This is a genomic window from Hymenobacter volaticus (assembly GCF_022921055.1).
GTDB classification, from domain to species: domain Bacteria; phylum Bacteroidota; class Bacteroidia; order Cytophagales; family Hymenobacteraceae; genus Hymenobacter; species Hymenobacter volaticus.
On record NZ_CP095061.1, the window covers coordinates 5,122,288 to 5,135,045 of the forward strand.

General features: G+C 53.3%; 13 protein-coding genes and 2 pseudogenes. 10 read left to right on the forward strand and 5 right to left on the reverse strand.

Annotated features, from left to right (window positions below):
• Nucleotides 1–31 precede the first annotated feature (31 nt).
• The 3 genes and pseudogenes from MUN86_RS22405 (at nucleotide 32) to MUN86_RS22415 (ending at nucleotide 2,855) form a co-directional block, all read left to right on the forward strand.
• Nucleotides 32–718, forward strand: a complete 687-nt coding sequence (locus tag MUN86_RS22405; RefSeq protein ID WP_245120188.1) for a c-type heme family protein — start codon at nucleotides 32–34, stop codon at nucleotides 716–718.
• 63 nt (nucleotides 719–781) lie between these two features.
• The gene (locus tag MUN86_RS22410) at nucleotides 782–1,531 is read left to right on the forward strand and encodes a toxin-antitoxin system YwqK family antitoxin (RefSeq protein ID WP_245120189.1); all 750 of its coding nucleotides are present in this window, start codon (nucleotides 782–784) and stop codon (nucleotides 1,529–1,531) included.
• A gap of 107 nt (nucleotides 1,532–1,638) precedes the next feature.
• A pseudogene (locus tag MUN86_RS22415) lies at nucleotides 1,639–2,855 on the forward strand (protoporphyrinogen/coproporphyrinogen oxidase).
• 15 nt (nucleotides 2,856–2,870) lie between these two features.
• On the opposite strand, the gene MUN86_RS22420 reads toward MUN86_RS22415, so the two are convergent.
• The 3 genes from MUN86_RS22420 to MUN86_RS22430 form a co-directional block, all read right to left on the reverse strand.
• Nucleotides 2,871–3,632, reverse strand: coding sequence for an exodeoxyribonuclease III (locus MUN86_RS22420; protein WP_245120190.1), 762 nt, complete (start codon nucleotides 3,630–3,632; stop codon nucleotides 2,871–2,873).
• A gap of 91 nt (nucleotides 3,633–3,723) precedes the next feature.
• Nucleotides 3,724–4,083, reverse strand: a complete 360-nt coding sequence (locus MUN86_RS22425; protein ID WP_245120191.1) for a hypothetical protein — start codon at nucleotides 4,081–4,083, stop codon at nucleotides 3,724–3,726.
• A complete protein-coding gene (locus MUN86_RS22430; RefSeq protein WP_243798438.1) occupies nucleotides 4,080–4,457 on the reverse strand; it encodes a carboxymuconolactone decarboxylase family protein in 378 nt (125 codons plus the stop codon). The genes MUN86_RS22425 and MUN86_RS22430 overlap by 4 nt, the downstream gene beginning before the upstream one ends.
• Before the next feature lie 130 nt (nucleotides 4,458–4,587).
• Between MUN86_RS22430 and MUN86_RS22435 the strand changes: the two genes are divergently transcribed.
• The 3 genes and pseudogenes from MUN86_RS22435 (at nucleotide 4,588) to MUN86_RS22440 (ending at nucleotide 5,881) form a co-directional block, all read left to right on the forward strand.
• Nucleotides 4,588–5,190 carry a hypothetical protein gene (locus MUN86_RS22435; RefSeq protein ID WP_245120192.1) on the forward strand — a complete coding sequence of 201 codons (603 nt, stop codon included), beginning with the start codon at nucleotides 4,588–4,590 and terminating at the stop codon, nucleotides 5,188–5,190.
• Nucleotides 5,187–5,267: pseudogene (locus MUN86_RS32490) on the forward strand (ComF family protein); the annotation flags it as partial. The gene MUN86_RS22435 and the pseudogene MUN86_RS32490, both read left to right, overlap by 4 nt.
• A gap of 14 nt (nucleotides 5,268–5,281) precedes the next feature.
• The gene (locus tag MUN86_RS22440; protein ID WP_245120193.1) at nucleotides 5,282–5,881 is read left to right on the forward strand and encodes a ComF family protein; all 600 of its coding nucleotides are present in this window, start codon (nucleotides 5,282–5,284) and stop codon (nucleotides 5,879–5,881) included.
• Between the two features lie 92 nt (nucleotides 5,882–5,973).
• Here MUN86_RS22440 and gldJ read toward each other — a convergent pair whose 3' ends face one another.
• Together gldJ and MUN86_RS22450 are read right to left on the reverse strand one after the other, a co-directional pair.
• A complete protein-coding gene (gene gldJ, locus MUN86_RS22445) occupies nucleotides 5,974–7,218 on the reverse strand; it encodes a gliding motility lipoprotein GldJ (protein ID WP_245120194.1) in 1,245 nt (414 codons plus the stop codon).
• Nucleotides 7,219–7,286: 68 nt separating this feature from the next.
• Nucleotides 7,287–8,333 (reverse strand): PorP/SprF family type IX secretion system membrane protein, encoded by a 1,047-nt coding sequence (locus tag MUN86_RS22450; RefSeq protein ID WP_245120195.1) that lies wholly within the window; start codon nucleotides 8,331–8,333, stop codon nucleotides 7,287–7,289.
• Nucleotides 8,334–8,699: 366 nt separating this feature from the next.
• Between MUN86_RS22450 and MUN86_RS22455 the strand changes: the two genes are divergently transcribed.
• From MUN86_RS22455 to MUN86_RS22470, 4 genes are all read left to right on the forward strand, one after another.
• Nucleotides 8,700–10,571: an AsmA family protein gene (locus tag MUN86_RS22455; protein ID WP_245120196.1), complete on the forward strand. Its 1,872-nt coding sequence runs from the start codon at nucleotides 8,700–8,702 to the stop codon at nucleotides 10,569–10,571.
• A complete protein-coding gene (locus MUN86_RS22460; RefSeq protein WP_245120197.1) occupies nucleotides 10,535–10,879 on the forward strand; it encodes a hypothetical protein in 345 nt (114 codons plus the stop codon). Before MUN86_RS22455 ends, MUN86_RS22460 begins: the two co-directional genes overlap by 37 nt.
• An 83-nt stretch (nucleotides 10,880–10,962) precedes the next feature.
• A complete protein-coding gene (locus tag MUN86_RS22465) occupies nucleotides 10,963–11,766 on the forward strand; it encodes a hypothetical protein (protein ID WP_441319115.1) in 804 nt (267 codons plus the stop codon).
• 156 nt (nucleotides 11,767–11,922) lie between these two features.
• Complete coding sequence (locus MUN86_RS22470; protein WP_245120198.1) at nucleotides 11,923–12,732, forward strand: DUF4382 domain-containing protein; 810 nt, start codon at nucleotides 11,923–11,925, stop codon at nucleotides 12,730–12,732.
• The last annotated feature ends 26 nt before the right edge of the window (nucleotides 12,733–12,758 follow it).

Here is a 12,758-nt window from a genome sequence, read left to right on the forward strand (position 1 = left end):
TCTCTTTGTTGCGTTGATTTGTTGTTTCGCTATGGCCCATCTTTTTCGCTCCCTCCTTGGGTTCTTGCTGCTGTCTGAACTGCTAGTTGCTTGTCGTCCCGACCAAATCGAGCACATCAAAGACGGTAAGAAAATCGCGACTACCCTGGAGAACATGGCAGTAAAGCGCATTCTTCCCGTAGACCTGCTCCGCGCCACCCGCTGGGCCGGCGACTCGCTCACGCGCCACGCCGACCGGGAGCTAAAGCGTGTCCTCACTGAAAAGCTGCAAGCCGGTGGCGTAGCTGCCGCCCTTCCCTACTGCCGCCCCGAAACGTTTGCCTCCGTCGATACGCTGGAAAGGATAATGCAAGCCATAGCACAGCGCCGAAGCGCCCGCCCACGCAACCCTGCCAACCAAGCTTCCCTGGCCTTAGCTGACCTACAGCCCGATACCACTCGCCGCGTTGCTCGCCTCAACGGGGACGCTTTCACCTACAAGCGCCCGATAACTCTTGATGATGCGTTGTGTTTGCGCTGCCACGGTGAAATCGGCAAAGATATTTCAGCCACTGACTACGCTCTTATTAAGAAAGAGTACCCACAAGACCAAGCTACTGGCTACCGTTTAGGCCAAGCAATGGGCGTCTGGCAAGTAACGCTTCAGCGTGCCGGGGTAGCCGAGTTTTACACCATGAAAACCCGCAAGATGATGAAGCCGCGCAAGCCGCTTTTCTAGAATATTCCCTATAAACTATGCCCTGTATACTCTATGCTACTATCTTTTAGGCACTTGTGGCTGATGCTGCTTGTGATCTTGTCATTTGTGAACAACAATGCGTGGGCACAGAAGCCTCTTCAGAAGGAGGAAAAAGCTAAGCTAGATGACTGCTACCGGATAGTGGGCAGAGACAGTGTAGTCTTCTATTATTCTGTTGATTACGTGCTTACCCCGCCGGGTTGTGCTGCTATCCGCCGCCACATTCGCTTGGACAGCGCGGGCCACTTCTGGGGCTACGTGCGCGACTACAAGCTTAGCAACAATCAGCTTTTACTGCAGGGTGCTTATCGTGAGGGCCTTATGGAAGGCCTGTTCGAAGTATATCACGATACGGGCGAGTTGGCAGCCCGTGGCAATTATCGCAAAGGTCAGCAAGTTGGAGACTGGGGCTATTGGTATCCGTCGGGAAGGAAACGGCAGGTGCTTAGTTTTCGCAATGGCTTAGACCCGTTGGTGCAGCAATTTTGGGATGAAGCAGGCCAGCAATTGGTTAAGGACGGCAACGGCACGTGGTATCGGCAGGAGGATGGAATGCAGTTGTCTGGCACCGTTGTGGGTGGCATACCTGACGGGCGCTGGCAACTTCGCCGGATAGACGATGAACACTTGGTGGCGCGGGAAAACTTTGTGAAAGGAAACTTCCGAAATGGCGTGCTCGTCGACCAAATGTATGCTTACCGGGACCAGTCGCGCTTCAGTGTAGCTGATTGGGAGCAGTACCGGGCAGCTGAAAAGTATAGCATAGGAACCCCTTGCCCCTCAGGCAAATAGGCTTGTTTCCGCGCACAAGCCTAACCTTAAAGCAAATTTTACAGTTTCGGGAGAATATGAATGTTCCTGTTTCCGCACAGTTGCCCATCGTTATTGTGGGGGCCGGCATGGCTGGCCTTACCTGCGCCAACTACCTGCATCGCGCGGGCTGCCCGGTAGTGGTGCTCGAAGCCGCCGAAGCCGTAGGGGCCGCGTGCGCACCGACGTCACATCCGAAGGCTTCCGCCTCGACTATGGCTTTCAGGTGCTCCTGACCAAGTACCCCGAAGTGCAGCGCATGATTGATTACGGAGCCCTCAACCTCAAGGCTTTTCGCTCTGGCGCCGTCATTCGGATGCCTGATGGCCGCGAAACCACCCTGCGCAATCCGCTACAGCAACCTCTCGCCGCTTTCCCGGCTCTTACGTCGCCCATTGGCACGCTGACCGACAAGCTGCGTATTCTTAGCTTGGTGCAGCACGTGCGTAGCCACAGCGCCGAAGAACTACTGGCGCATCCGTCCACAGACACGCTCACTTTTCTGCGGCGCTACGGGTGGAGCGAACAAATCATTGACACATTTTTCCGGCCTTTCTTCGGCGGGGTGTTTCTAGATCGTACGCTGACCACGGCTAGCAACTTTTTTGAGTTCGTGTTTCAGCAGTTTGTGATAGGTGAAGCCGCGGTGCCCGCTCTCGGCATGCAGCAGATTCCCGAGCAATTGGCCAACCGTCTCCCGGCTGGAACGGTCCGCCTCAACACCCCTGTCGAGTCAGTAGAAGGCAATAAAGTGCACTTACGCGGTGGCGAAACGCTAACCGCTGCTACCGTTGTGGTGGCTACCAACGGCGATACCACGGCCCGCCTGTTACCGCACTTGCCTCAGCTGCACGCTACCGCTTGGCGTCGTACTACTTGCACTTACTTTTCGGCTCCGGCATCGCCTGGTAGGCAGGATAAGTTGTTGCGCCTGAATGCAGCACATGGCCAAATGGCGCACAATGTGTCCTTCCCCTCCGATGTCTCGCCAGACTACGCTCCGCCCGGACGCACCCTCGTATCGGTTAGCACTCACGGTGAGCATCACTTACCCGAAACCACCCTGGTGGCTTTATTACACGCTGAGTTGATGGTCTGGTTTGGCGACGAAGTGGCACAGTGGAAGCACTTGCGCACTTACCATTTACCTCATGCTTTGCCTGTCTATGCAAACGGCCAAGCGCAACACCAGGATCTGAAGCTAACTAATACCCTTTACCGCTGCGGCGACTACACTTCTTACCCTTCCCTAAATGCCGCCATGGCCTCGGGTCGGGAAGTAGCAGAGATGATCCTACAGTCTTAACAGCTTCGCATTCAGCTAGATGGTAAGATAAGCCGGGCAATGGTCGGAGTGAACTACGTCGGGTAGCAAACCGGCTTCCTGAATGCGTGACTCTAGCTCTTTATCAACTAATAGGTGGTCGAGGCGCCAGCCCACGTTGCGTTTCCGTGAGCCCGCTCGGTAGCTCCACCACGAGTAGTGGCCAGGCGCATCGCCGTGGTGGTGGCGGAAAGAATCAGTATAGCCATCAGCCAGGAAATCTTTGAACCACTGCCGTTCTTCTGGCGTGTACCCCGGGCTATTTTGGTTGGCTTTGGGATTGTGCAAGTCAATGGGCGTTTGGCAGCAATTATAGTCCCCACCAATAATGAGCCGTCGCCCCTCGGCCCGTAGTTGACTTACATACTTGCGGAAGAAGTGCAGCCACTCCACCTTGAAGGCCTGCCGCTCTGCGCCACTAGTACCGGAGGGCATGTACACATTCAGCACCGAAAAATCGTCGTAATCCAACCGCAGCACGCGGCCTTCTGTATCGTAAAGGTCGGTGCCGCAACCTGTTTCTACGTGCTTAGGCAATTGCTTAGTGAAAGTAGCCACACCGCTATAACCGGGCTTAGTGGCCGGGTGCAGATAGGCATGGTAACCTAGCGCCGTAAAACCCGAAATGTCGAGCTCTTCCCGACCGGCTTTTATTTCCTGTAGGCATAATACGTCGGGCTGCGCCTCGCGTACCCACTCCAGCAGCCCCTTGCTCAGTGCTGAGCGAAAGCCATTGACGTTGTAACTAACGATATTCATTTGATCTTCTGACGATTATTAGGAAGATAATTGCTGGCCCGTCACCATTAGTGCAATAGACCAACCATCACCTTCCTAACCTTACACCGCTTTAATTATCTGCATCAAAATACTCTAGCATGTGCCATTTCAGCATCCGCTCCTGCTCTTTCAAGCTTGCAAATGGCACAGGTTGTACTAGGCGGTAATGAGGCCAGCCCTCCTCGTCAATCCGCTCTAACTCGTAATGCCCCGACAGGCTAAAGAGCTTACAGGTAGCAATATGCATCAGGTCTTGCTTCTGCTCTTTCGTGAAAGGACCAGCACCCTGGCCAAGCTCTTGCACACCGATGAGCAGCAGCAGAGCATTCAGGTCGGGCTTTTTACCGAAACGCTCCCGCATCTCGTTCATTAGTTGCCACCAACGGGCCTCAAATTCGGCCTCCGTTTCCTGTGGATCTAGGTAGCTCATGCGTCGTGGCTGTGCAGCGGAGCAGGCGTCGTGGCTTCTTCTTTCAAGATTTCCCAATACTCCACGGCGCGCCGAAAATGCGGAATCACGATGCTGCCCCCAATGAGGTTGGCTATGGCAAACACCTCGTAGATTTCCTCGTCGGTTAGCTTTTCCTCGTAGCACTTACCAAGATGGTACTTGATGCAGTCGTCGCAGCGCAGTACCATGCTACACGCTAGGCCCAGCATTTCCTTGGTTTTCACGTCTAGCGCACCCGCTTGGTACGTGTTGGTATCGAGGTTGAAAAACCGCTTAATAACCTTGTTATCAGCTGCCATGATCTTCTCGTTCATGCGCTGGCGGTACTCGTTGAATTCAGTTACTTGAGACATATAGAAAACACACTAGAAAGTCTGGAATGAAAGAAACACGAAAGTAGGCACAAATGATCCGGCTACTTGTATTACCCATATTCTGAAGCTACTTTACCAACACTCTATCCCTTTTATTTTATTGTTTACTATGCGCTTTGTTCGGTTTTGGCGCACAGCGCTGGCTTTATTTCTAGGCCTTACTTTCTTCACCTCTGGCATGGCCAAGCTCTATTACCAGCACCAATTTTGGGGCTGGATTGGCCCTGTATGGCTAGCCGAGAAATTGCAACCCTTTCAGCTTGGGCTCTATGTTGCCTTTGTTGCAGCTAGCCAAATAGTAACCGGCTTCTTACTGATTACGCGTCGGTTCTGGTTGCTAGGTGCGGTATTCCTAGTGCCTATGTTAGCTAACATTCTGTTCGTCACAATTTCGCTGCAATGGGCAGGCACGCCTTATGTGGTGTCGGTACTACTTTCAATGAACGTAGCTCTCTTGCTTTCTGAATACCGACGGCTGCGGGTACTGTGGTCGGAAGCGGCGTACGTGCCGCCGCCAACGCAGCCCGTGCGGACCATTAAAGGTCATATAGTTTGGGGGACTGGTCTTTTGCTAACGCTTTCGGCGGTTCCCGTTTCGTATGTAGCGCTGCCTTTGAGCTATTGGTTGGCTTTGGGCGGCATAGTGCTAGCGTGGTGCAGCCCTTTCGCTGACAGTTATAGCCTGTCTCGTCTTAAAACCACCACGTCATGATACCTAGCTTTCTGTCTGACTTTGTTGGCCTGATATTTCCGCAAGTATGCTTAGCATGCGAGCAAGCATTGAGACGAGGCGAAGAGCACCTATGTACCAGTTGCCGCATGCAATTGCCTTACACAGATTATCATTTGCTGTCAGTGGAAGCGAATCCGCTGAGCCGTCGTTTCTGGGGCGCACACCCATATGCCACACGCTCAGCTACCTGCGCTTCCTCCGTCGGGGCCGGGTACAGCACTTGTTGCACCAGCTCAAATACCGAGGGCAGCGCGACGTAGGTCAAGTGCTGGGCCGTTGGTACGGGCACGAGCTAGCGCAGCAAAATTTTCAGTTTGACTTGATAGTACCCGTACCGCTGCATCCTAGCAAACTAGCCAAACGTGGCTACAACCAGTCCGACCCATTTGCCGAAGGCATGGCTGAAAGCTTACGCACCCCCTGGCACGCCGCAGGCCTACGCCGCATCGAACATACCGATTCGCAAACGCGCAAAAATCGACTTGAGCGGTGGGAGAATGTGGCTAACGTCTTTGAAGTTACTGATCCAGCCATGATCCAAGGCAAACACGTCTTAGTGGTCGATGATGTGCTAACCACCGGCGCTACACTCGAAGCATGTGCGTCTGTTCTGCTGGCTGCTGGAGCTACCGAAGTCAGTATCGCCACCATTGCGTGCGCCGACCGATAAACAGGCGCTAAGTCTATTAACTTGTACCGCTCTAAAACAAGAAAGGCTTGCCGTATGGCAAGCCTTTCTTGTTTCGCTGAAGGGTTCTGTAATTACTTGTTGGAACCAGCGTTGATCATGGCGCAGCGGAAACCGATAGTTGCCGTAGCAGAGTCTTCGCCCATGAAGCGGCGAGTACCAGGCGAGAGCCAATAGGCTACGTCGCGCCAAGAGCCACCTTTGTACACGCGCACGTGGTCGTCGATGAGTGACTGGTAGCCTTTCTTGTCGTACTTCTCAGCTGGGTCGAGGAAACCGTTCCGACGGAAGGGGTTCAAGTCTTCCACATCTTCAAACGACAGCGGACGGTAGATGTCCTGCACCCATTCGTTTACGTTGCCGGCCATGTTGTACAGACCGTAATCGTTCGGCGGATAAGCGTAAACGTATTCGGTAATCATAGCACCGTCATTCAAAGCGCCAGCAATACCAGCATAGTCACCGCGGCCACGCTTGAAGTTAGCTAAGAACTGACCCATCTTGCCACCATATGGGTTCCGTACCTGGCGGCCATCCCACGGGTAGATGCGCTTGTTCTCTTGGTTTTCGTTGCCAGTTTCCTGCGTACCAACGAGAGCTTGCGCAGCATACTCCCATTCAGCCTCGGTGGGCAGACGGTAGTTTGGCAAGGTATTGCCGTTCTCGATGGCAATAGCAGCACCGCCTGCATCTTCTGTAGCCCCTTCAGCAGCGGCAGCTCCTTTTTTCTTCTTTTTGAACAAGCCGCCACCGCCGCCACCGCCATCAGCGTTGCCAGCAAGCGTCTCGTTCACCTTCGACGTACGCCATGTGCAGTAGTCGTTGGCTTGTAGCCAGCTTACCCCTACCACTGGGAAATAGCGGAAGCCAGGGTAACGCAAGTAATAATCTACGTAAGGGTCGTTGAACGACAGCTCGCGAGCCCATACCGTGGTGTCGGGCAAAGCCGACTGATAAAACTCTTCGGACGAGTCTTTGCGCACGAAGTGCAAATACTCCAGCCAGTGAATGTTGGCTACCTCGGCTTCGTCCATGTAGAAAGAAGCAATAGTAACGGTACGCTCGATGTTGTCGTGCGTCATCGTTACGTCTTCTTCCTGCGAACCCAGCACAGTGCGGCCACCTTCGATGAAGACGAGGCCTGGGCCTTCGGGAATGCCCTGATAATCGGCAACCTTCATGCCTTCTTCGGTATTGTACTCGATGCCCGTAGTAGAGCTGTACTTACCGGGTTTAGTAGCGGTGGGCGGGCCACCCTTACAGGCAGCCAGGGCGCAGGCTCCTACAACCGCAAAACGCAGGTACTTGGAAAAATTCATGATTAAGTTTAAAACTACCCGTTAGAAAAGACGTTGGACAAGGTAAGCTGCTGCAATAATACAAAAAATCAAAATGCGGGACAAGGCGCGACCGGGTAATTCCGACGTTTTAACCGGCGCCATGCTGCATCGAGCGAATCAAACGCACGAAGGGCCAAAGAAATTTCGTGTGCGCCACCTAATTCTGCACTTAATGCGCTCAGGCCGATATCATAAGCATATCCGACCCGAAAACTACCGAGGCTAAGGCCGGCAATAGCAGTTAGGATTTGCTGCGGGCGAGGCGCGCCAGGCAACGGTACGCCACGATATACGGCTCCAAATGTGAGAGGCGTAATAGTACCATAAAGTCCAGCTTCAGCCCGCTCAGAACCGCCTTGCCGCACATAGTGTACCGTGGGCGTCAAGCTGATTTCGCGGTATTGCTGCTTTTCGGTGCTTCGCACAAAATAGTGCTTGTAACCTGTGCTTAACTCGAGGCGCAACGGTAGCTTGGCTTGTGCACGAAAGCCTAAGTCGGGCTGGTTTAAGTGCTGGCCTGCTGCCGACACCCAAAACCGCTCACTATACAGCAGCAAGCCAACTCCCACACTAGCATAATTGACAGGCGTGAAGTCAACAACTTCGCGGGTGGGCATGCTGGTCGAGCCATCTTCGGCAAGCTGATCACCGAAAACGAGGTTGTCGTAGCTGATGCGCTGGTTGCCGTAACTCGCACGCACGCCGCCGCTGAAGGCTAGGTCTTTGGTAAGGCGAGTGTGGTAGGCATAAATACCCCCTACTTCCACGCGGGTATAGCCAAGGCCACCGGTGCGGTCATGGTTGATGAGCAAGCCCACGGCGTTGCGCTGATCTTTAAATCGATAATCAGCGGCGAGCTGGCTGGTTTGAAAGGTGCCAGCCAGTGTAGGAAACTGGTTGCGGTAGCTGAGCGTTACGCTGGCGTCGTCGAGCAAGCCAGCGTAGGCAGGATTCTGGTTTAGACGCGTGGCATAGGGTTGGGCAAAATACAAATCTTGCGCGGCGGCTGGCAATGCCAGGGCCATAGCTCCGGCCAGCAATGGCTGTCGCAGCTTGCGCTTCTTTGTAAGTCTCCGTCCGATTTGCCCCTTCATCAGTGTAATAAACGCACGACCGGCGGCGCATAGTGCGTCGCCGGACTTGTTTGCAGAAACTAAATTGCTGAATTCCTTACGCATTAGGTGAAAATCTCAACCACAAATCGATGAGTGAGCCCGTTTTCTGGCCCAGCGCCCCGGGCAGACAAGATAGGGGCTGCTACTTTTGTACGTTTACCAAGGCCTGGTACCTCGTACTTGGCACTTAGGTTGTTTAGGCAAATGATCTTCTTGATTTTAAGCCTTGACCATTGCCTTGAGCTGCACCATAAGGGAGTAGTGTACTTCGTTGTACGATAGGATTGTACAGCTTTTCCGAAACGGCACCAAGTCTTCACAACAAAGCCTTCAAGCACATTATATATGCGTAAATTCTGGATTGGATTGCTGATTTTTCTGGTCGTGCTAGTGGCGGGTATCGCCCTTACGCCCATCCTCTTCAAAGACAAAATCAAGCAAGCCCTCGACAAGCAACTAGCTGAGCGAGTAGATGCAAAGGTACAGTACGACCCTAACAATGTTAGCTTAAGCTTATTTAGCAGCTTCCCTGACTTGGCATTGGGCATTGACGAGCTGCGCGTGATTGGGCAAGATTCGTTTGCGCGTGACACGCTGGCGTATTTGCCTTCGTTCCGGGTAGGATTGGATCTGATGAGCGTGGTGAGCGGCGACCAAATCAAAATCAAGAGCATCGTGCTTGATCGGCCCGACATCAGCGCGAAGGTGCTAAAGAGTGGCAAAGCCAACTGGGACGTGATGTTGTCGGACTCGGCGGCCGCGGCCAAGGGGCAGGATACTACGGCCCTGAACCTAGCCATCAGCAAGTGGGAAGTAACCGATGGCCACGTCCGCTACGAAGACCGCACCTTGCCTTTTAGCATGGAGTTGCGGGGCCTCAACCATACCGGCTCCGGCGACTTCGCCAGCAACATCTTCGATTTGGTGAGTGAAACCACCGCCGACCAATTCTCGATGACTTACGATGGCACGGAATACGTGAGCAAAAAGAAGCTGGCGGCCGATGTAACCATGGCCATGGACCTGGGTAAGATGCTGTTCACCTTCAAAGACAACAAGGTGCAGCTCAACGATTTCCCGGCCACCTTCCAAGGCTCGATCGGACTACCCAATGCTACGGACATCACCTATGACCTAACTTTTAAGGCACTAGAAACTGACTTCAAGAACATTCTGAGCTTGGTGCCAGGCGTGTATACAGCGCAGTTCAAGGATGTGGAAGCCGGTGGTAAAGTAGCTTTTGATGGCTACTTCAAAGGCGTACAGAACGACGTGAAGATGCCTGGCTACGGTGTGAACCTGCAAATTAATAATGGTACGTTCCACTATCCGCAGTTGCCGCAAGCGGCCAAGAACATCAACGTAAACATGGTGGTGGACAACCCGTCGGGCTTCACCAACAACGTAAAGGTGAACGTTAAGCAGTTTCACCTAGACCTTGGCGCCAACCCAATTGATGGCAACGTGGCTATTGATGGGCTGGAACCGATGAAGGTGGATGGCCGCGTGAAAGCCAATGTGGACTTGGCGGAAATGATGAAGGTGTATCCGGTGCAGGACCTGGCCTTGCGCGGCAAGCTATTCGTGGACGGGACGGCCAAAGGCACCTATTCCAGCACGCAGATGCCGGTGGTACAGGCCAAAATGAACCTGACAAATGGCTACGTGAAATCCAAGCAGTTCCCGGCGCCTATCGAGAATCTTGTGGTGACAGGCACCGTGCTTAACCCCACCGGGCAGTTGAACGACACGCGGGTTGATATTTCCAATTTCCGAATGCTGCTGGAAGGCGAGCCGCTGGAAGGCCGCGTGGCCACCCAAGGCGTTGACAAGCTGCGCTTCGATGCCGATGTGAAAGGCGTAGTTGATTTGACCAAGCTCACCAAGATTTTCCCGCTCGAAGGCATGACCGTAACTGGCCGCCTCAACGGCAACGTGGCCGCCAAAGGCAACATGGCCGACATCGAGGCGGGCCGTTACCAGACGGTAGTAGCCTCGGGCACGGTGAACGCACAGAACATCACCTATAAAAGCGCCGACCTGCCGCAAGGCATGAAAGTGACCAAGGCCACGGCTACTTTCAACAACAACCAGATTACACTTCAGAACATGAGTGGTTTCGTAGGCTCGTCGGACATTGCGGCTTCGGGTACCATTTCCAACTACATGGGTATCTGTTTGTGCCAGGCCAGCCCCTGCGTGGCAACCTCACGGTAAACTCGCAGCGTTTCAACATGAACGAGTGGATGGTGGACGAAGTAAGCGCGAAGCCCACTACCGGCGCCACGGCGGCTACCAAAGCTTCTGCCACTGCTACGAAGGCGGACGGTGTGCTACAAATCCCGAAGGAGTTTGACCTGACACTGAACACCAATGTGGGACAGGTTATCTACGACAACCTGAAGCTGGACAATGTAAAAGGTACAGTGGGCGTGCGCGACGAAACGGCCACCTTGCAGGGCCTCACCTTCAACACACTCGGGGTACGTTTGGCACCAACGGCTCGTACAGCAGCAAAAACCTAGCGCATCCCAAGTTCAACTTCGGGCTCAACATCAAGAACCTAGACTTCCAGAACGCCTTCAACACCTTTAATTCGGTGCGCGCCATGGTGCCTCTGGCCGATAATCTGGAAGGCATCTTCTCCACCAACTTCAACGTGAGTGGCGAACTAGGCCCCGACATGATGCCCAACTACAGCACGCTCACCGGCAAAGGCATATTCGAGGTAGTTCGGGCGGCTGTTAGTGGCTCGCCGGTCATCAACAAAATCAGTAGCCTCACGCAGTTTCAGGAGTTGAAAAGCTTCGCCGTAAACAACAAGGACGTAGCCGCCGAAATCATCAACGGTAACTTCATTGTGAAACCGTTCGATTTGACGGTGGGGCAAATCAAGTTGACGGTGGGCGGATCCAACAACATTGGGAGCGGCGGCTTGGAGTACGTAACGGCACTAAACGTACCGACTGGCAAGCTTGGCAACCAACTCAACAGCCAGCTCACGCGCCTAACCGGTGTGCAAAACCTGCAAGGCACCGAACGAGTAACCCTCGGCCTCAATATCGGTGGTACGGTCGCCAACCCACAAGTCAAACTCGCTACTGGCAGCGTGAAGGCGCAAGCCAAAGACCTAGTAGGCAATATTGTACAAGCTAAGGTTGACGGGGCAAAGCTTCAATTACAGGCTAAAGCCAAGGTTGCCCAAGACAGCCTCCAACGCGAAGTGCAGCGCAAGCAGCAAGAATTGCAAGCTAAGGCGCAACAGGAAGTTGAAAAGAAACGGCTGGAGCTCGAGTCGAAAGCAAAGCAGGGCCTGAATAACCTAATTTTTGGTAGACCCAAGTCGAAGCCCGCTCCTCAAGATGCGCCAAAACCAACTGAAACACCCGATAGTACAAAATCAAGTCAATAGAACTTTTTTTTGAGGATTTGAGCGTGTTCGGCACGCTTGTTGCGAGTAACGGAGTAGTTCGACTGCAAAGCGCATCGAACTGCTCCGTTCTCTTTTGTTACTTACTCTATCTGGTATCAGTGTATGAGGTTTGGTACTCTCCTTCCATTAGCATTATTGACAACAGCGGTAGCCTTCACTAGCTGCAGCAAAGACGAAGAATCCAGTTCTTCAAAGCTGCAAGTAAAGCTGATGGACGCTCCTGGCGACTTCCAAAGCGTATTTCTAGCTGTGCAAAAGATAGAAGTACATCTTAAAGAAGAAACTAACCCTGATGGCTGGAAACTCCTTCCTTTTCAGGCCCAAACTATCAATGTGCTTGAGTATGTGAACGGCCGCTCGGCACTGCTGGTAGATACCGATTTCGAGCCCGGCGACCTAAAGGAGATTCGCCTGATACTTGGTCCCGACAGCTATGTTATAGGCAAGGACGGTCAGCGTTACGATCTGAAAACGCCAAGCGGACAAAGCTCAGGCGTGAAGCTGAAACTCGAAAAAGCAGCCGTACAGGAACGCGCAACATTCCAGTTGTTGCTTGACTTCGACGTAGCCAAGTCAATTGTGGAGCGCGGCTCTTGGCGCCCAGGCAACGACAAAAAAGAGCGGTATTTACTGAAACCAGTTATTCGGGTAGTAGCGCAGGACTTGCGTGCTGGCCTACGTGGCACCGTCACTCCCGCGGCGGCCCGGCCCCAAGTATTGGCTATTCGTTCCTCGGTAACGGTTGCCGATACTTTCAGCACCGCAGCTGATGCAGCCGGCGCTTATCAATTAAGCGGCTTGCCTTCTGGCACGTACCGCGTCGAGTTTTTCCCAACGGTTACCGCTCCAACTGGTCAGCCTGCTTACAAGAACGTGGTGAAGTCCAACATCAGTGTTGTGAATGATCAAGTTACTGATCTAGGCTCAACCTCACTGACCCAATAAGCTCCTCTTACTCACCACACTTAACT